Below are 17728 nucleotides of genomic sequence, written 5' to 3'. Positions count from 1 at the left end.
GGGCAGTAACTCCCGCCGGACGGCGGGAAGATCAGGGGTGTCAGCGGGCGAGAGCGATCTCCAGCAGCGCCCGGGCCCGGCCGTTGGTCGGCGCGGTCTGCTGGCGCATGCTCGCCCCGGTGTGGGGGTTGGCGCCGTAGCCGACGATCGCGACGTCGCCGCGGTGGATGTCGTACCGGTTGATCCGGTACTCGGTGTAGTCCGGACTCCACTGGCCCGACTCGATGCGGAACGCGAACGACATCTCGTCGACCAGGCCCGCGCGGAGCTTCGGCGCGATGTACGCCACGTCGTAGTCGCCCGGGTCGAGGGCGGGCGCGTGGACGGACAGGCCGGTGCCGTCCTCGGCGAGCAGCAGTGTGCCGGTGGTGGTGCGGGCCATACGGCGCAGCTGGTCGTGCCCGAGTACGAGGGGTACGTCGAGGTCCGCGCGGGCCAGCGACTCGGAGCCTGCGCCCTCGCTGACGATCTCGGTGTACGGGCCGAAGTAGTCCCACATCTCGTAGGCCTGCTCGTACACCGTGGCGTGCCCGAGGAACTCCAGCGTGCCGCCACCTCCGTCGGCCTCGCGCAGCTGCACGCCGGACAGCCTGGCGCGCATCACGGCGCGGGACCCGCTCTGCTCGGCGCTGCGCCGCTGTGAGGGGCGGTCGCGGCGGGCGGTGGTGTGCTGTGCCCGTTCGGCCGCAGCGGCGGCGAGCGCGGGTGTAGTCATGACGGTGCTCCCGGTACGGCGGTCGTGGGCTGGGCGGGGACGGACCGTGAGCCGAACAGCCGGTCGAACTCGGCGAGCTGGTCCTCGGTGAAGGGCGGCAGGTTCTCCAGCGCCCGGGCCTCGGACGGGGCGAGCGTCCGGTTGGTGATGCGCGCACCGATCGTGCGGGCCCTGGCTTCGGGGTCCATGCGCAGCAGCGCGTCGGTGTTCAGCTTCACGAACCGCGGCCCGGACACGAGCTTGCGGCTGAACGCGTCCTCGCGGCGCCCCACCGCAGGACCCAGATTCATGATCAGGAACTGGAGGTTGCGCTGCGTCATGTTGGCGTAGGTGATGCTGCTGCCCGACACGGCCACGTCGATCAGGTCACCGGGGACACCGAAGAACCGGGCGATGTCCTGCGCCCCGTACTGGCGGGCCTCCAGGAACGAGGACTGCGAGGCGACGGCCTGGATCGGCTTGTACTCCCAGTCCATGCCGTGGACGAACAGACCTGAGCTGTCGACGGAGGCCCGGAACTGCTCGCGCGCGATCCGGGCACTGTCCTTGTCCACGACCTTCGCCGTGTTCTTCAGCTCGGCCAGCGGCACCGCCCCGCCGGCGAACCAGTCACGGGCGAACTGCTGCGCAGACAGGGTCTCCTCGATCGTCCACGCGGCGTAGGCCACCGGCGACAGGCCGAGCGGGCAGCCGGCCACGGTGTACTGCTTCTCGTGCCAGACCTCCCACGGCTCGTACTCCTTGCCGTTGATGACGAACTTGGTGATCGTCGAACCGTTGCCCCGGACGGTGACCGCGCCGAGCTCCACCAGGTCGATGCGCCCGGGCAGGCCGCGCCCGTCCGGGCCGATGACCCCGGTCCGCTCGGTGATGATTCCGAAGCAGTTTCCGCCCCGGTCCAGGTCGAACTCCGTGGAGTACACCCACTCCTTGATGCCGACCTCCAGGCCGCCCGGGGCGACCAGGACGGGAGGCTTCGGCACCTCTACCTGGATCCCGTTGACGTACCGGTACACGTCGATCGGGAACGACGACATGAGGTCCGCACGCAGGCGCAGGCACGCCCACACCGCCGAGTTCCGCAGCGCCGTCTCGTTGGTGACGTGCACCCGGTTGGTGCGCCCCTCGCGGGAACGCGCGAGGAGATCCTCGGCGGACGTGATCTGCGCGTCGCGGGTGAACGCGCCCTTCAGCCTGGACCAGGCACCCATGCCGCGCCTCCCCTCACGCGAACGAGTCCGCGATGTCGTAGTCGTCGATCACGTGCGGGCCCCGGATCAGCAGCGCCCACCGGGCGAACGTGACGGCGCACAGCGGGCTGATCTCGGTCAGGGAACTCGTGCGGTCCAGCGTCCACGCGTCGCCGTTGCGGCGGGTGCGGGCACCGTTGACGGCGGCGGTCAGCGGGACCTGGTCGAGGTGGACGACCGTGCCCTGGTTCATGGCGTCGGCCAGCTGACCGCACGCCTCGATGATGTCCCCGGACCGCATCACAGCCAGGTCGCCGCGATCCGGATGCTCCTTGTCCTTGGGCACGTCGATGCCCGCCGCGATCAGGTCGTCGATCAGAGAACTGGCCGGCGCCCCAGATGCGGCGACCGCCACGGCCACTGGCTTCCACAGCTTGTGCAGCCGGGCCACCGCGGGCACCACCCAGTCCGTACCGGTCCGGTACGCCACGACCTCCAGGTGCACCTTGCCGTCCGGCCGGAGCGAGGCCGCACTGATCGCCGCGCGCTTGCGGTCCTGTGACACGTCGATGGCCAGAGCGACGCTGGACGCCACCGGCTTGCTGGCCTCGTCGACCAGGCCCGGCCACTTCCCCTTGGGGACGTTCGGGTCGACGGGCGGCGTCGGCTTCCGGGTCCGGTTCAGGTACGCCCGGTCGAACTCTGCCGGATCCAGCTTCACCAGCTCCGCAGCGATGACCGCCTCGGTGACCGTGAAGCCGAGCGCGGGCAGCGTCGCGTACCAGGTCGCCGGGTCATCGCGCGGCATGTCCTCCGGGGCGAACCACTCGAAGTAGCAGACGCCCGGCCACACACCGGTCTTCCACGCCTCCTCGATCAGCGCCCGCCCGATGGCCCGCTTCTTGTTCAGCCACACGCTCTTCGTCGTGCCACCGGCGGACGCCCACCACAGCTGAGCCATGGGCCGCGTCGTCATCGCTGGAGAGAACGCCTGCTCCAGACGGTCGTCCTCGTGCTTGAACGCCTCGTCGATGATGCCCAGGTCGAGGGCGGGCCCGTGCCCGGCCGACTCGGTGTTCGCGGTGATGCCCATGCGCGACCGGGTCGCCGGCCACAGGATCTTCTCGTTGCCGTTCGACTTGCGGATCCGGGCCCGCCGCACCAGGTCGGAGTCTGAGATCTTCTCCCAGAACTCGTCCTCCCAGCGCTGCCGCGCCATGTTCCGGTCCTGCGCCGCGTAGATGATGTTCTGCCGGTGCCACGCCATCGCCCGGTGAACCTGTAGCCCTAGGATCAACTCAGTCTTGCCCTGCTGCCGCGACACCGACAAGCCGGCCTCACGGTGGACGAACACCCCGTCCTCGTCCAGCTCAAGGGCGACGTCCGTGACGTACTTCTGCCACGGCATCGGCGGGGCGCCGAGCTTCTCCATGACCTTCCACAGCTTCGGCCCCAGCGACTTCCGCTCAGGGTTCCGAGGCGTGCCCCAGCGCGGCGGGCACTCCAGCCCGTACCGCTCCCGGAGATCCTCGGCGAACTCAGTCGGGGGAGCCCAGGTCTCCGAGGTCGTCGTCATCGTCAGCGGCCCGCCCCTCCAGCAGCTGGGCGAGCGTCTGCCGGAGCTCGCGGATCAACTGGGGGAGCAACCGGTCCTCTTGGGTCACCGGCTCTCCACACGTCTCGCACTGGGCAGTCGCCGCAGCGTCGATCCGGACGGCCAGCGTGTACGCCAACTCGGACAGGGACGGCTCGACCCCGACCAGGTCGCCGAGCTGCTCGACGTCGCTACGCACGGCGTCCTCGACCGAGCCCATGGCGCCCCCTTCCAAGATCATCCCTGTGCCATCGGGCCGGGGGGAGAAAAATAAAAGCTGGGCGCGGGGTTGCGATATGTCCGATTTCTAAAAATCCCAGGGAGATCCCGAGCCGGATCAGATCAGATAGCGGATCTGACCTGCACTTTCTCGGGCGGCTCGACCTTGAGTGATGCGGTTCGCTCTTCGCGTGCCGCATCGCCGGTGGCCTGGTCGACGTAGCGGTGGCCGTCCTCGTTGCGCAGCAGGGCCGCATACCGGATGCACTGCCCGTCGATGGTGATCGGCCCCTCGTGCGGCACGTCGTTCGGGTCGATGCCGTTGGCGCGCAGCCAGTCGGCAACGTCAGCGATCGGACCGTAGGCGGTCTCGGAGGGTACGGGCATGTCGTCTCCTCACGGTCCGGCGAACCAGTCGACCGACGTCACCAGCTGGACCACCTCGGCGAGGGGCCGGTTGCTCTTCTCGCTGTTGCACTTGCGGAGGCAGATGGGGCAGCCGGTGACGCCGTGGATGGGGGCGAGGTTGTCGGGGTCGAGCTTGGCGCCGCCCTTGCTGCGGGGGTGGATGTGGTCGACGGCGGTGGAGGCGCTGTGGCCGCAGACGATGCAGACGTCGGATGCGGCGAGGATGCGGGCGCGTACCTGCCGGTACTCGTAGCTGGTGAGTTCGCTGCCACCGGTGGCCACGCTCACCCCGCCCCCTGGGACATGACGCAGCCCCAGCCGGGGGGGGGATTGGCTGGGGCTGCGTCATGCGTCTGTGGTGCCTGTTTCGGGGCACAGTTGTACACGCGGATCGTGACACGCGTCTGACCTGCGGTCAAGCGGCCTTACGGGTCTGGCGTTCGGCGGCGAGGGCGGCGACGTCGTGGGCGGCGTACCAGGGCTGTCGTGGTGTGCCGCCTGAGCGGGTGAGTCGGCCGCGGCGGACGAGCTGGCGTACGGCGTCCAGCTCGATGCCGAGGAGGCGGGCGGTCTGGTGTGCCGTGAGGTGGCCGGGCCGGATCATCTGCGACTCCATGCTCACCAGGATGCGCTACTGGGGGTGGCCGCAGTCCTTGACCCACCAGCCGCAGGTGGAGCAGTAGTCGTATGCGCGGGTCAACAGGTGTCGGATCATGGTGCGTTCACCTCTCCGGCGATGTGGATGTGGGTGTGGTTAGGGCGGTCCGGGACGGCTGTGGTGTAGATCAACATCCCCTTCTGGCCTTCGAGAGGGGTGATGCTGACGAGTTCGTGACCTGCGCATTCGTCGCAGGAGGGGCGGTCCTCCTGCGGTGGGGGAGTGGCGGACGAATCGGACATGCGGCGGCGGGCCGTACGCCACAGCAGCCCGGCACCGACGGCCCACAGGGCGAGCACTCCGACCGTGGGCGAGGCGGCGAACACCACGGCGGTCACGGCCCCCGCGAGGATGACGAGCACGCACGCGCCGGCCGTCCGGCTCGGCTCTTCCGAGGAGTCCTCGGGCTTCTCCTGGCGGGCCATCACAGCGCCCCGTACACGCGGTCACCGAGCCAGTTGGCGGCCTGCGCCAACGGCACGGCGGCGAACCCGGCGATGCCCGCCGAGGTGCCGAGACAGATGCCGCACCACGTGCCCAGCTTCAGGTCCCGGCCGTACGCGGACTTCTTCACCGCAGCGACCATGACGATGGTCAGGATGAGGAGGACGCCGCCGCCGGCGCGGGTGAGGGGCAGGTAGTCGGTGCCGGTCGCGGACTGGCCGGTCGTGCCGCCGACGCCCCACACGAGTGCTGCGTCCCCGAGCCAGTTGCTGATCCAGAGGGCGGTGTCGGCTGCCCAGCCGATCAGGCCGCCGACGCCGAGGATGGCCAGGACGCCGTAGATCCAGCCGAGGAGGAACGGGGCGAGGCGGGCGAGGAGTGGCAGAGGTTTCTTCCTGAGTGCCCTGTAGCCGGGGTACCAGTTGGCGAGTTGGTAGCCGAGGATGCAGAGGCCGACGGTGACGCCGCCGAACGTTACGAAGTTCACGGGTGGTCCTTCAGCGGTACACGGCCACGCCGAGCGCGGCCAGCGTGATGATCAGGGCGACGGTCCCGGAGATCTTTGGGACGTCGTGGAGCGCGATGGCGCAGAGGCCGAACAGCGCGAGGAGGGCGGCGGCGGCGAAGCATCCGGCGACGGTCACGTGTCGCCTCGTGCGGTCCGCAGGAGGCGCCGGCCGTATCCGTCGGAGACGCGGAACTTGGTTCCGATCTCGGTTCCGGTGAGGTCCGGTTCGGTGAGCAGCCAGGTGCGGACGAGGGCGACGCGGGCCTCGAAGGTGGTGTTCTGGCTGTCGGTGGCCTCGATGTCGTCGGCGCCGGTTCCGGTGTCGGTTCCGGTGGGCGGAACTGGTTCCGGTGCCGGTTCCGGCACGGTTCCGCCGAGGGGCTCAGCGGCCCGGTAGCCGTTGGGCAGCCGCAGGTCGAAGGCTGTTCCGCCTGTTCCGCCGACCAGTTCCGCCACGGGCGTCCAGGGGCCGAGGACGGGCCCGGAAGGCTGGGCGTCGACCGGCTCGGGGACTCTTTCGACGGTGATCGGTTCCGCTTGTTCCGCCCGGAGTTCCGGTGCCGGTTCCGGCAGTTCCGCCGGGGCGGAACTCCGTTCCGGCTGGAGTTCCGTCACGGCCGCTGCCGGTCCGGCGAGGGCCTGGTGGACCTGCCGCATGAGCGCTCCGAAGGCGAGGAGCGCGGCCGTGGGCGGAACCGCTGCGACGACGTAGTCGAGGGCCTGGGCGTCGGCGCCGACTCCTGCCACGTTCAGGGCGATCGATCCCCCGGATCCGACGACGGTGAGGACGATGGCCCAGGGGTCGACGTGGTGGGCGAGTGCGGCCCGTAGCCACATGACCTCGCCCGCGATGATGAACAGGTCGAGGCAGGCTGGCCATGCCCACGCGCGTACCTCGGCGTCGTGGAGGCCGTGGGCGAGGGCGACCTCGGCGAGGTGCGCGTACGACAGCCAGAATGCTGCGGCGGTGAGGGCGATGATGACGGCGCCGGCGGTGGTGGCGAGGGCTCGCGAGGGGTCGCGGTTCACTGGCCACCCCCGAGGAGCGTGTGCAACTGGTCGGCGAGGTCGCGCAGCCGGTCTGCGTATCCGTCCAGGGCAGCGGCGAGGCTGTACAGCTGGACGGGGGTCAGGGTCCGGCCGGGCGGGTAGACCGAGACACCGGGTGTCCGGCCGCCAAGGCTCGGGTCGCCGGGCGTCGCGTACGGGGACTGGGCGAGGCACGAGGCGATGACCTCGGTGCCGTGGAAGGCGAGGTTGACGTCGGGGCCCTTGTGAAGGATGTCGGCGCGCTGGTAGTCGGGCCTGTGGTTGGGGTGGCCGATGCACCAGGCGGGGCAGGTCACGGTGACCGGGCCGTGGTCGGCGGTGGGCAGGGTGATCGTGCGGGGCTCGCTCACTGGCCCTCACCCCGCTTGGCGTCGAGGGCGGCGAGGAGTCCGCGGACACGGCAGTCGAGGGCGACGGCGGCCTTCAGCATGTCGTCGTTGCTGTGGATGTTCAGGGGCGCCGTCTCGTCCAGGATCCGCCGGGTGACGGCGATCTCGGCCTCGAGGGAACCGAAGTCCGCAGTGGTGTAGCCGGGCTCGCGCAGCGGGTCGTAGGGGGTGCTCATCGTGCGGCCACCGCCTCGGAGGCGCGGGCGAGGAGGAAGGCGTCGTCGCGGTGGTCCTGGGTGCGGCGGTCGGCGCTGCTGGTGTAGTCCTCGCGGCAGAGGCGGTGCAGTTCGGCGACGCGGGCGTTCTTGATGGTGCCGGTGACGCCGGCCTCGGTGACGCGGACGCTGATGGTGCGTCCGGCGATGCGGCGGATGATGCCCGCGGCGATGAGCCTGCGAGTCGGGGTGATCGCGGGCATGGGAAGATCCATGACAGCCGTTCTCCTTGCTTGATCAAGGGTTCGGTCAGGCCCTCGGTCGGTGCTCGTAACACCGCCGGGGGCCGTCTTTGTTCAGTGCTGCTGGCGTAGCTCGCGTAGCTTCTTGCGGGTGGTGGCCAGGGCGATGGCTTGGCGGGCCTCACGGGCCTCCAGCGCAGCGCGCTTGGTCTCGGTGTCTGTCGCGCTCTGCGTCGAACGGCTGGCCAGCCAGGTTTCCGCCTCGGTACGGACGACCCAGACGGTGCGGCCGGCGGTCATGACGGGCTTGGGGAAGTCGTGCCGCTTGCGCCAGTTCGAGACGGCCGCGCGGGTGACTCCGGCGAACACGGCGACTCCGGCGAGGCTGACGAGCTGGTCGTCTTTCCCCTGGAACTCCGGGCGGTGCCACGTGATATCGGACATGGTTCAGCTCCTCCGTCGCTGCTGTTCACAGTGACTTTGTGTACCTACATTAACGCGTGAGGCGTGAGCCGTGTCAAGTGGATCCGTGGTGGTGGGCGTAGATTTCTGTACCTACAGGGGAGGTGCCATGGGCAGGCCAGCCACAGGCAAGACGCCTTTGCGGAACGTGCGGGTCCCGGACGGGCTATGGAGTGCTGCAAAGGCGAAGGCTGAGGCGGAGGGCCGCACGGTCACCGACGTGATCGTGTCGGCCCTGCACCGATACGTGTCCAGTCGCCCGACTCGGCAGGACTCCGACGAGGCTTAGGCCGCAGGCGTGGGTTGGTAGTGCAGCAGCAGAAGCAGGTCCGTCTCGCCCTGGTACGCGCAGCCGCACGACCGGCAGCGCACCGGCCCGCCCGGCAACCGCGACAACTCCGCCCCGCACACCGTGCCTGCGTCGTCCGTCACCGCCACGCACGTACCGAGCCGCTGCCGCCGGGGCACCGGGTCCCCGACCAGCGAGCGGAGTTCGGCCTCCAGCGCGCGCACTTCGCGCGCCAGGTCCCCGACGGGCGGGTAGTGGGTGGTGATCCACTCCAGCTCCATCGCCAGCCACCGGCAGTCAGCTGCCAGCCCGGAGGGCGGCGGCGCACTGTGGTGCGGCCAGCGTTCGCGCTGCACGTCCACCCGCCAGGAGTGCACGATCTCGCCCGCCCGGTTGTCCCGCAGCTCGTCGAGGACGTCCTCGTTGATCGGCGACCGGGGGCCGGCCGTGCGTGCCGTCACCAGCTCGCCGAACCCGGAGCGGCGCGGCACCAGGAAGTCGACCAGCTCGTCGGCGAGGGCGGGCAGCTGGTCGAGGCGCCCGGCGAGGGCGACAGTGTCCCGCTCGCACAGGTACCGGGTACCGGCGTCGTGCTCGCACAGTCCGCAGTCGGTCACGAGTTCCTCCCGGGGTAGCGGTCGGGCCACAGTCGAGCGAGGTGGTCGGCGACCTCGGGCAGCAGGCCTGGCGGTCTCGAGCCGTCCGGCCACGCGCCGGGCCGCGCCCGGGACACCTGGACAGGCGGCGCCTTGACGCGCTGCTTCGGCGCGGCGGTCGACATGCCGGACGCCATCAGCAGAAGCGCGGACAGGTCGCCCTGCGCGCGGGCGGCGGCGATGTCCTCCTCGGTGAGCGCGGTCACGGCCGGGCCATGTCGACGAACCTGGAGTAGTGCAGCTGCGCGGCCAACGTGATCGTCGCCGTGGGCCCGTTGCGATGCTTGCCGACGATCAGGTCCGCCTCCCCGGCGCGCGGGGAGTCCTTGTCGTAGGCGTCCTCGCGGTGCAGCAGGATCACGATGTCCGCGTCCTGTTCCAGCGACCCGGACTCGCGCAGGTCGGACACCTGCGGCTTCTTGTCCGTACGCTGCTCCGGTCCGCGGTTGAGCTGCGCGAGGACGACGACGGGCACCTCCAGTTCCTTCGCCATGAGCTTGATCGACCGGCTCATGTCGGAGACCTCCTGCTGCCGCGTCTCGGTACGGCGACCGGACCCGGAGCCGAGGAGCTGGAGGTAGTCGATGACGACCAGGTCCAGGCCGCCGCGCTGCTTGAGACGCCGGCAGCGGGCCTTGATCTGCGTCACGGTCTGGTTCGGGGTGGCGTCGATCGTCAGCGGGGCCGCCTTCACCCTGGGTAGGTGCTGGGCGAAGCGGACCCAGTCGGTGTCGGTCATGCTGCCGCCACGGATGTGGTGCAGGCCGATGCGGGCCTCGGCGGCGATGATGCGGTGCTGCACCTCCCGGCGGGACATCTCCAGGCTGAAGAACGCGGCGGGGCGGCCGTCGCGGATCGCGGCCTGGCGGACCATGTCGACGCCCACAGTGGACTTCCCGAGCGCTGGACGCCCCGCAACGATGACCATCTGGCCGGGGTGGAGGCCGTGGGTGAGGCCGTCGAAGTCGGTGTAGCCGGTCAGGACACCGGTGGCGTGCCCGTTCTGCTGCAAGTCGGCCAGTTCGCTGGTGAGGTCGTCGAGGTCGTCGCCGATCAGCGCCGCGTCGGGGTCCTCGCGGAGCTGTGCTGCCTCGTTCAGCTCGGCCTGCGCGGCGTCCATGGACTCGGTGGCGTCCGCGCCGTCGTAGCCGAGCTGCACGATCATCGTGCCCGCCTTGACGAGGCGGCGGCGGATCGCGCAGTCCCGCACGATGCCCGCGTAGTGCTCTGCGTTGGCGGCCGTCGGCACCGTCCCGATGAGGGCGTGCACGGCCGGTCCCCCGCCGGCCTTGGCCAGCAGGCCCTGTTCGCGCAGGTGGTTGGTGACGGTGATCGGGTCGGCGGGCTGCCCGCTGGAGTGGAGGCCGAGGATCGCGCCGTACACCAGCTCGTGCCCCGGGGCGTGGAAGTCGCCCGGGCCGTCGAGGACCTCGACCACGTCGGCGATCGCGTCCTCGGACAGCATCATGCCGCCCAGGACCGACCGTTCCGCGTCCGCGTCGAACGGCAGCTGGCGCGTGAACTCGTCGACGGCGCTCACGCCCGGGCCTCCCTGCGGCGGTCAGCGCCCTTGAGAGCGACCTGGTCGCACATCTCGACGAGACGGGAGGTGATCCGGTCGCCGAACGTGGCGGCGAAGTCCTGCGGCAGGACGTTGCTGGTGAAGATGCCGGGCAGGCAGTGGTCGTACCGGTAGTTGACCAGCCGGTAGGTGACCTCCTCGGTCCACTCGGAGAACTTCGCCGCGCCGAGGTCGTCGAGGAACAGCAGCGGACAGCCGGCCATCGTCAGGAACTCGGCCTCAGGGTCGTGGCCGGGACGCGGCCGGAGCCTGGAGTACAGGTCAGCTTCCGTGACTGCCTTCCACGGCACCCACGCCCCGGCGTCCGCGAGGGCCCGCAGCGCCCCGTACGCCCAGTGGGTCTTGCCGGTGCCGGTCGAGCCGAGCAGCAGCTTTGACTTCGTGCCGTGCGGGTCGGCTGCCACGCCTCTTGCCCAGGCGGCGGCCCGCTCGTCGGGCTTCGCGTCCCGGTAGCGCAGCGGCACGTTGCGGCCGAAGTACTCGAGGGCGCGGTCGCGCCGCTCGGTGAACTGGTCGAGGAAGTGCTCCCGCAGGAACGCGGTCTCGGTCGCGGTCAGCGCCGCAAGCGGGAGGCGCCCGGCGAAGTGCTCGGCGAACCGGGCGGCGGTGTCCTCGCCGAGGTGCTCGACCGCGCCACGGGTGGGCAGCGCGTACGAGCCGACGGGGATGCCGAGGCCCTCGAAATCGACGGTGAGGCGGGAGGTGGGTGTCTGGTCGGCGGTCATCAGATTCCCCTGTCGTAAAGATCTTGGTCTTGGGTGTTGGCGTGCGGTATGCCGCGCTCCGGGCGGACCGGCTCGGGCTCGTCGTCGTAGCAGCCCTTGTTCAGCCAGGTGGCGGGGTGCTTGGTGAACTTCGACGGCTCCCCGCGCCGCGCTTCGGCATACAGGCCGGCGGCCCGGACGATGCGTTCGGGCGGGATGCCGATCCGCAGCGCCTTGTTCCAGGCCCGGGCGGCGTCCCGCTTCTCCGTACGGCGCGGGTACGTCTTCCAGAAGGCCTCGAAGGCATCGGGGAGCTGAGGCTCTTCCGGGCTGCTGGCTGCGCCTCGCTGCTTCGGTTCAGCCGCAGCGGCAGCGACGGGGGGCGGCTCGTCGAAGAGCGTCCCGCCGGGAGAGTCAGTCTCTGCGGCGTCAGCCGGAGAAGTAGTTGTAGTTGTTGAGGTTGTTCTTTGAGTGGTTAGGGTCCCCCCAGCGGGGGACCATTCCGGCCTGTTGGTCCCCCCAGCGGGAGACCTTTCCCCTGGGTTGGTCCCCTGCCCGGGGGACCTTTCCGGCTCGATGGTCTCCTCAGCGGGGGACCTTTCGGAGTCGATTTGGTCCCCCGCTGGGGGGACCTTTAGTGCTGGGCACTCACTCTCGTTGGGCACCCTGAACGTCGTACGGTGACCAGCGCAGGCGAAGACGATCCGTCCGGCTTTGTCCTTCAAGGGCTGGCCCTGCGGGTCCTTCAGCGGGACGCGCAGCTCAATGCCGCCGACGGACAGCTTCCCCAGCACCTTGCCGACCTGCTTCACCCCGGACAGCCCTGTACGCCGGGCCACGACCTCCAGCACGTCGCGGCTGTTGGCCGTACGGGTGCCGTCGTGGGCCTGGTCGGCGATCTCCAGCGCCACCAGGCGTTCGCCGGACGACAGACCGGCCGGGAGCCGGTCTGCCAGCCAGCGGCGCAGTTCGTATCCCATCAGCGGCTTGCCGAGGGCAGCGTGACCCGCGCGCCGTCCGCCGGCGCGATCGTCGGGCCCTTGTCGATCAACGGTTGCTCTTTTCGTACGGGGCCGACAGGAGAGTCAGAAGGGGTGTGTGGGGTCCCAGGACTCACCTGGGACCCCACACGCGGGCCACGTCACCCCGGAGGCTTCTCGGAGGTGAGAGAGGCCGTCATGAGGGCGTGGTCGGCCGTGAACAGGCGCACGTACCGGGCGACCTCGTCATGGATCAACGGGCCCATCACGTTGCCCGCCAGGGCGTGCACCTCGATGCGCTGCGCGGACAGGTAGAACACCGCTGCGATCGATCGCCCCAACTCCAGGTTGTGGCGGACCGCGTCGGCGCCTAGTCGGACGATCGCGGTGTGGCAGTCGACGTTCCGCAGCGTCTGCTCCCGCAGCGCTGCGGAGACCTCCCGCAGGCTGCCGTACGAGCCGGTCAGATCCACCGTGAGCACCAGGCGGACATCCACCTCAGCGGCCTGCCCGGCCATCAGCTGGCACCCGCCTTCTCGCGTTGCTCCTCGACGGCGGTGAGGAACCAGTTCGCGAACGCGGCAGGGTCGCCGAACTGGCGGATCACAGGGACCACGTGGTCGATGAACTCGTTGAGGGTCTCGTCCGCGCCCTCACGCATCGCCTCGAACTCGGCGACGCACGACTCCAGCGCCTCAGCCTTGGCATCCTCGGCTGGACCGGTGAAGGACTTCGGACCGGCGGTCGTCGTCTGTGCGGTCATCGGGCACCCCCGCCGATGCTGGTCTGCACGTCGTAGTGGCGGGCCAGCTCGGCCCACGCCGTATCGAACAGGTCAACGTCCCGGTGCGTGTACACCGCGACGTCCCGGTGGACACCGTTGATCGGCCGCTTCACCTTCTGCGGAGCCTGCCCGTACCGCGCCCGGTAGAGGGACGCCACGGTCTGCCCGAGCTTCACCCGCGCCGACCGCAGGGCCGTTCCGGTCACGCCGCGCTCGGTGAGGAACTCGTCGCAGGTGATGGTCACGTCCGCCGGGTCGATGTCCGGCTCGGTGCCGTTCATCCGCGCCAGCTCGGTGCGCGCCATGGCCTCCATGTAGGAGGAGTTGACGAGGCCGAACTCCTTCGCGACGCCCATCGCGGACAGCCGCTCCCGCGCCAGCCGGGCACGGTCCACACCGTCCAGCTCGGTGCGGAGGCCGGCGGCCTGCTCCTGGGTGGCGGCCGGGTTGATCGCCCCGCCCTGCGTCCAGTACGCGTTGACCGCTGCGGTCGTCTCCTGCTGGTACGCGATGAGGGTGGGGCGCGCGGCCTCGGCGACCTTGTTCTCGTTGACGGTGGCGAGCCACATCAGGAAGGTGCGGACGTCGACCGCGACCATGCGGTAGGTCTTGCCGTCGGCCCCAGTCGTGTCGATATCGACACGACTGGCCCATGAGCGATCACGGAGCTTGCGGAGCTGGGCGGAGTAGGCGAGGCCGATCGCCTCGACCGCCGGACGGAATACGACGTGCGGCTGACCGTCGACCATCACTGTCTCCACGGCCCCGCTCGACAGGCTGATGCGTGCGATCTCGGCACTCATGCCTGCACCCCCGCTGCGGGGGTGGTGATGGCGGCCAGGATCTGGTCGACGTCCGCCTCGATGCGGACGCGCTCGATGTACTCGGCGCGGACACGGACGAGGTCGGCGTGCGTACGGCGCAGGGCCGTAAGCCGCTCCGAGAGCACGGTGATGACGACGCCGAGTGCGTCGGGGTCCAGGTCCTCGATGTAGTGGTCCTCGACGATCTCGACCTGCGCGTGGGGCAGGCGACCGGGCATGGAGGCGGCGAAGGGCACGACCTCGATGCGCGCGCAGAGAACCCGCTTGTCGAATCCGGCTTCGTCGATCGGCAGGGAGACGTCGCCGTTGGTCTCGGTCCAGCAGCAGACCTCGGCCGGTGTCGTGGGACTGCCGCAGTCGATGCGCTGGTGGTCGATGATGCAGCCCGGCATGCAGACGAAGGAGAGTTCCTCGCGCGTGTCCTTGGCGGTGACCGTGAAGGTCCGCGAGAGCACGGGGCTGCTGCTGGTGCGCTGGTCAGTCGGGTTCGGCGTCGCCGTTGACGCCTCGGGGATTACGCTGGTCATGAGCGTGCTCTCTTCTGCTTGATCAGGTGGTCGCGGTGGTGCGCTCGGCAAGCGGCGTCGGGGCTGGACCCCCGGCGCCGTCGCCGTTATCCGGAGTGATGTGCAGCACTCGCAGCAGGTCCTCCGTGACTACGCGGTAGGCCTTGCCGGCGCGGAGCACCCTGCAGGGAAACGCCCCGCTCTTGGCGAGGGCGTAGGCCGTCGTACGGCCGATCCCGAAGGCGCGGCCTGCGGTCTCCACGTCGATGGTGGCGGGCAGAGCCAGTAGGGCGGAACGGCTCAGTGTGCCGTTTGGTGTTGCTGTTGTCATTATTTGTGTCACTCCTTGCGGAAGTTACTTCCTGGGGAAGTGACGCCGAGTCTGACCTTCGTCCTTGGCCGTGTCAAGCCGTGCTGTCTTGTGCAAGCACAGATGTCGTGGGATCGTTGCTAAATCCTGACAACGACTGTCGGTCGCTACTGTCTAGTGCTGCACAATCCGAAAGAGTTCGGTTGGTTCGATCACGGAGCAAGTAGGAGTCTCGCCGTCATGACAGATCCGCAACCCGACTGGTCCGCCCGTCTCGCCCTCTCGGTCGCGCATGAGGTTCGGCGTCATAGGCAGGATCAAGGTCTGAGTGCCCAGCAGCTATCCGACCGTTGCGCCGAGATTGGTATGCCGATCCAGCGGTCAGTGTTGGCCAACCTGGAAAGCGGACGCAGGACGACGGTGACGATCGCCGAGGTCCTGATCCTTGCTGCCGCGCTAAATATTCCGCCGGTACTTCTTGTGTTTCCTCTTGGGCATGCGGAGAGTTGTGAAGTATTGCCGGGGGAAACGTTTGACGTGCTCAAAGGGATTGACTGGTTTAGCGGCAACAGGGCTGAGCCTGTTCGAGGACGCCCTTACGCAAACAATGCCATCTTCCTTTATCGGCGGCATCGTGCGATCAGCAACAACCTTCGGAAGCGTCTGATCGATCGGGAGAGTGCGCGAGTGAAAAGTGCACTGGCGCAGGTTGGTGGCACGGGTGAGCAGCTAGATTTGGCTCAGGCGGAGCTTGAGATGCTGCGATCTCAAGCTCTTCAGTACCGGCGTGAGGTGAAGAGCGAGGTGGCCTCTACGTCGCCGGAGGCGGAGGCGAGGAGGACTCGGATTAAAGAAATGTCGACGTATGTGGAGCATTTGCGGCAGAGGGATATGGAGCGCCGCTATGCAGAAGATCACCTCAGAATGGCAGAAAAGCGGGTTACTGATGACGCGATGGAGCTGTGGAAAGTGCGAGCCGATATCAAGCATGCCGGTTGGGTTTTGCCATGGCTGGGTGATGACCTGCAAGATGCGATCACTGAAAGTGAAAAACGACTCGATGGGCTAGTTGACGAGATGGAAGGACCATTGGGAGACTAGAGAATTATTGCGATTTTTCGCGAACCAGAATTGACAAGTGGTGGGAAAACGTGGTCACCAGAATGCCACTTATCCACTTGCCGCCTCGCTTCCAGACGACCGCGACCGCGTCAAAGTGCCTGCCACCTGATACCCGCCGATTCCGCACAGGGAGGACGCCACCGATGCCTGCATCCCGCCGCGCTGGCGGCATCAGTAAACGCTGCGAGTGCCGCGGCCCGGACGGCAAGCTGCTCAGCAACGCGTGCCCACAGCTGACCAAGAAGAACCACGGCGCCCATGCCGTCCGGCAGGAACTCCCGCCGACCGCCGAGGGCACCCGCCGCACCTTCCGCCGCACCGGCTACGCCAAGGTCACCGACGCCCAGGGCGACCTCACGAAGCTCCAGGGGATCCTCGACCTGCCCGGCGACGACGAGGACGCCGCCCGCCGCGTGGGCGACCTGCTCCAGGACGTGATGCGCCGGCGCATCGACATCCCCGAGCCGGTCGAGGTGTCCCGCAAGCTCGGCGTCGGCGTTCCCCTCGACGGCCGGACGACCGTCGGTGACTGGCTCGACCAGGTCATGGCCAAGAAGGCGACCCGCACCACCACGAACCACGGCTACGAGAGCCACATCCGCGTCCACCTCAAGCCCGCCATCGGGCACCTGCGCCTGGACCGGCTCGGCGTCGGCCACGTGCAGGACATGTTCGACGCGATCGACGACCGCAACGACGTGACAGCCGCCGAGAACGCCGCGCGCCGCGAGCAGGTCGCGCGCTCCAAGAGAGGGAAGCCCGGGGCGCCGAAGGCTGCTGAACGGGCGAAGCTCGCCGCCGAGCGGGCGAAGCTCGCAGAGATGCCGCCGTTCCGCCGTATCACCGGCCCGGCCACGAAGCAGGCCATCCGCCGCACGCTCCGCATGGCGCTGAACAAGGCGATCGCCGGGCAGCTCATCACCTTCAACGCCGCGCAGCATGTCGAGCTGGCGCCGGCCGCCCGGCCGAAGGGCCTGCTGTGGACCGACGAGCGGGTCGCGCGCTGGAGGGAGACCGGTGCGAAGCCGTCCCCGGTGATGGTGTGGAACCCCGCGCAGCTCGGCGCGTTCCTCGACGAGGCCGAGGGCGACCGCCTGTACGCCTTCTTCCACCTGATCGCCCATCACGGCCTGCGCCGTGGCGAGGGCGTGGGCCAGGACTGGGCGAACTTCAGCGCGGCCAGGAAGACGATCCTCGTGGCCACCGAGATCGTGGTCGACGGGTGGACGCCGATCGAGACGACTCCCAAGACGCAGGACTCCGCGTCCACGGTGAAGATCGACGCGGGCACGGTCGCCGTCCTCGAAGAGCACCGCGCCCGGCAGCGGGCAGAGCGCGACGCCTGGAACACGCGGGCCGCCGCCGAACGGGAGCAGGGCAAGGACACGCCCGACTGGGTCGACACCGGCAAGATGTTCACGACCGAGTCGGGTGAGTGGCTGCATCCCGACGTCGTCAGCAAGGCGTTCCGGCGGATCGTGGAAGCTGCGGACCTACCGCCCATCAACCTTCGCGACCTCCGGCATGGCGCGGCAGCGCTCGTGAAGGCCGGCGGCGGCGACATGAACGACGCGAAGGTGAAGCTGCGGCACTCGACCTACGTGCTCACGGTCGACACGTACATGGAGCTGTTCGAGGAGTACGAGGAAGAGCTGACGGAGAAGGCGGCGGCGGCCGTGCCGCGGGCTCGGCGGGCACAGAGCGAGGCCCCGCCTCCGGTCGCTGCACCGGAGACGGGGCCTGACGCGTCGCAGCCAGCGAGCGCGGATGTTGATGACCCCACCGTAGGGCCGGGCACTGACAACGGGCAGGGTCCGGCGTAGACTTCAGAGGAACGAACAGGCCTCGTCACCGCAGGTGGCGGGGCCTTTCTGCTGGCCCACTGCTGGCCCGAACGCTCCGGAAGTAGTCGACAGGTACCGGCATGGAGCGACACG

Annotated in this window: 27 protein-coding genes; 2 read left to right on the top strand and 25 right to left on the bottom strand. The window is 69.2% G+C overall.

The features are described from left to right. Positions 1-40: 40 nt before the first annotated feature. The 25 genes from G3I56_RS34370 to G3I56_RS34255 form a co-directional block, all read right to left on the bottom strand. Positions 41-715, bottom strand: coding sequence for an HK97 family phage prohead protease (locus tag G3I56_RS34370; RefSeq protein WP_164415967.1), 675 nt, complete (start codon positions 713-715; stop codon positions 41-43). Beyond that, positions 712-1926: a phage portal protein gene (locus G3I56_RS34365; RefSeq protein ID WP_164415965.1), complete on the bottom strand. Its 1215-nt coding sequence runs from the start codon at positions 1924-1926 to the stop codon at positions 712-714. Before G3I56_RS34365 ends, G3I56_RS34370 begins: the two co-directional genes overlap by 4 nt. A gap of 13 nt (positions 1927-1939) precedes the next feature. After that, a complete protein-coding gene (locus G3I56_RS34360; RefSeq protein WP_239135277.1) occupies positions 1940-3481 on the bottom strand; it encodes a terminase family protein in 1542 nt (513 codons plus the stop codon). Next, positions 3444-3719 (bottom strand): hypothetical protein, encoded by a 276-nt coding sequence (locus tag G3I56_RS34355; RefSeq protein WP_164320331.1) that lies wholly within the window; start codon positions 3717-3719, stop codon positions 3444-3446. Before G3I56_RS34355 ends, G3I56_RS34360 begins: the two co-directional genes overlap by 38 nt. Positions 3720-3841: 122 nt before the next feature. After that, the gene (locus tag G3I56_RS34350; RefSeq protein WP_164415963.1) at positions 3842-4105 is read right to left on the bottom strand and encodes a hypothetical protein; all 264 of its coding nucleotides are present in this window, start codon (positions 4103-4105) and stop codon (positions 3842-3844) included. A gap of 9 nt (positions 4106-4114) precedes the next feature. Next, positions 4115-4414 (bottom strand): HNH endonuclease signature motif containing protein, encoded by a 300-nt coding sequence (locus G3I56_RS34345; protein WP_343240135.1) that lies wholly within the window; start codon positions 4412-4414, stop codon positions 4115-4117. A gap of 127 nt (positions 4415-4541) precedes the next feature. Continuing rightward, positions 4542-4742 carry a hypothetical protein gene (locus G3I56_RS34340; RefSeq protein WP_164415961.1) on the bottom strand — a complete coding sequence of 67 codons (201 nt, stop codon included), beginning with the start codon at positions 4740-4742 and terminating at the stop codon, positions 4542-4544. A 95-nt stretch (positions 4743-4837) separates the two neighbouring features. Further along, positions 4838-5209 (bottom strand): hypothetical protein, encoded by a 372-nt coding sequence (locus G3I56_RS34335; protein WP_164415959.1) that lies wholly within the window; start codon positions 5207-5209, stop codon positions 4838-4840. Then, the gene (locus G3I56_RS34330) at positions 5209-5715 is read right to left on the bottom strand and encodes a hypothetical protein (RefSeq protein WP_164415957.1); all 507 of its coding nucleotides are present in this window, start codon (positions 5713-5715) and stop codon (positions 5209-5211) included. Before G3I56_RS34330 ends, G3I56_RS34335 begins: the two co-directional genes overlap by 1 nt. A gap of 10 nt (positions 5716-5725) precedes the next feature. Continuing rightward, a complete protein-coding gene (locus tag G3I56_RS43400) occupies positions 5726-5872 on the bottom strand; it encodes a hypothetical protein (RefSeq protein WP_203691373.1) in 147 nt (48 codons plus the stop codon). After that, positions 5869-6765 carry a DUF2637 domain-containing protein gene (locus G3I56_RS34325; RefSeq protein WP_164415955.1) on the bottom strand — a complete coding sequence of 299 codons (897 nt, stop codon included), beginning with the start codon at positions 6763-6765 and terminating at the stop codon, positions 5869-5871. The genes G3I56_RS43400 and G3I56_RS34325 overlap by 4 nt, the downstream gene beginning before the upstream one ends. After that, the gene (locus G3I56_RS34320) at positions 6762-7136 is read right to left on the bottom strand and encodes a hypothetical protein (protein ID WP_164415952.1); all 375 of its coding nucleotides are present in this window, start codon (positions 7134-7136) and stop codon (positions 6762-6764) included. Before G3I56_RS34320 ends, G3I56_RS34325 begins: the two co-directional genes overlap by 4 nt. After that, complete coding sequence (locus G3I56_RS34315) at positions 7133-7351, bottom strand: hypothetical protein (RefSeq protein ID WP_164415950.1); 219 nt, start codon at positions 7349-7351, stop codon at positions 7133-7135. Before G3I56_RS34315 ends, G3I56_RS34320 begins: the two co-directional genes overlap by 4 nt. After that, complete coding sequence (locus G3I56_RS34310; RefSeq protein ID WP_164415878.1) at positions 7348-7605, bottom strand: hypothetical protein; 258 nt, start codon at positions 7603-7605, stop codon at positions 7348-7350. The genes G3I56_RS34315 and G3I56_RS34310 overlap by 4 nt, the downstream gene beginning before the upstream one ends. A gap of 81 nt (positions 7606-7686) precedes the next feature. Continuing rightward, positions 7687-8016 carry an AlpA family phage regulatory protein gene (locus G3I56_RS44865; RefSeq protein ID WP_164415948.1) on the bottom strand — a complete coding sequence of 110 codons (330 nt, stop codon included), beginning with the start codon at positions 8014-8016 and terminating at the stop codon, positions 7687-7689. A 303-nt stretch (positions 8017-8319) separates the two neighbouring features. Then, positions 8320-8940 (bottom strand): hypothetical protein, encoded by a 621-nt coding sequence (locus G3I56_RS34300; RefSeq protein ID WP_164415946.1) that lies wholly within the window; start codon positions 8938-8940, stop codon positions 8320-8322. Next, a complete protein-coding gene (locus G3I56_RS34295) occupies positions 8937-9185 on the bottom strand; it encodes a hypothetical protein (protein ID WP_164415944.1) in 249 nt (82 codons plus the stop codon). The genes G3I56_RS34300 and G3I56_RS34295 overlap by 4 nt, the downstream gene beginning before the upstream one ends. Next, a complete protein-coding gene (dnaB, locus tag G3I56_RS34290) occupies positions 9182-10519 on the bottom strand; it encodes a replicative DNA helicase (protein ID WP_343240134.1) in 1338 nt (445 codons plus the stop codon). The genes G3I56_RS34295 and dnaB overlap by 4 nt, the downstream gene beginning before the upstream one ends. Next, positions 10516-11286, bottom strand: coding sequence for an ATP-binding protein (locus G3I56_RS34285; RefSeq protein WP_239135276.1), 771 nt, complete (start codon positions 11284-11286; stop codon positions 10516-10518). Before G3I56_RS34285 ends, dnaB begins: the two co-directional genes overlap by 4 nt. Further along, the gene (locus G3I56_RS34280; protein WP_164415942.1) at positions 11286-12245 is read right to left on the bottom strand and encodes a hypothetical protein; all 960 of its coding nucleotides are present in this window, start codon (positions 12243-12245) and stop codon (positions 11286-11288) included. Before G3I56_RS34280 ends, G3I56_RS34285 begins: the two co-directional genes overlap by 1 nt. Before the next feature lie 161 nt (positions 12246-12406). Then, positions 12407-12763, bottom strand: coding sequence for a hypothetical protein (locus tag G3I56_RS34275; protein ID WP_164415940.1), 357 nt, complete (start codon positions 12761-12763; stop codon positions 12407-12409). Further along, positions 12763-13008 carry a hypothetical protein gene (locus G3I56_RS34270; RefSeq protein WP_164415938.1) on the bottom strand — a complete coding sequence of 82 codons (246 nt, stop codon included), beginning with the start codon at positions 13006-13008 and terminating at the stop codon, positions 12763-12765. Before G3I56_RS34270 ends, G3I56_RS34275 begins: the two co-directional genes overlap by 1 nt. Beyond that, positions 13005-13832: a phage antirepressor N-terminal domain-containing protein gene (locus tag G3I56_RS34265; RefSeq protein ID WP_164415936.1), complete on the bottom strand. Its 828-nt coding sequence runs from the start codon at positions 13830-13832 to the stop codon at positions 13005-13007. The genes G3I56_RS34270 and G3I56_RS34265 overlap by 4 nt, the downstream gene beginning before the upstream one ends. Continuing rightward, positions 13829-14380 (bottom strand): hypothetical protein, encoded by a 552-nt coding sequence (locus G3I56_RS34260; RefSeq protein ID WP_164415934.1) that lies wholly within the window; start codon positions 14378-14380, stop codon positions 13829-13831. The genes G3I56_RS34265 and G3I56_RS34260 overlap by 4 nt, the downstream gene beginning before the upstream one ends. A 22-nt stretch (positions 14381-14402) precedes the next feature. Beyond that, positions 14403-14690, bottom strand: a complete 288-nt coding sequence (locus tag G3I56_RS34255) for an integrase (protein ID WP_239135275.1) — start codon at positions 14688-14690, stop codon at positions 14403-14405. Positions 14691-14909: 219 nt separating this feature from the next. On the opposite strand from G3I56_RS34255, the gene G3I56_RS34250 reads away from it, so the two are divergent. Then, entirely contained in the window at positions 14910-15770 is an 861-nt protein-coding gene (locus G3I56_RS34250) for a helix-turn-helix transcriptional regulator (protein WP_164415932.1), read from the top strand. A gap of 164 nt (positions 15771-15934) precedes the next feature. Then, on the top strand, positions 15935-17614 hold the full coding sequence (locus tag G3I56_RS34245; protein WP_164415930.1) for a tyrosine-type recombinase/integrase: 1680 nt from the start codon (positions 15935-15937) through the stop codon (positions 17612-17614). The last annotated feature ends 114 nt before the right edge of the window (positions 17615-17728 follow it).

This window comes from Streptomyces sp. SID12488 (genome assembly GCF_010548275.1).
In the GTDB taxonomy this organism is placed as follows: domain Bacteria; phylum Actinomycetota; class Actinomycetes; order Streptomycetales; family Streptomycetaceae; genus Streptomyces.
This window is presented reverse-complemented; position numbering and strand designations above follow the sequence as displayed.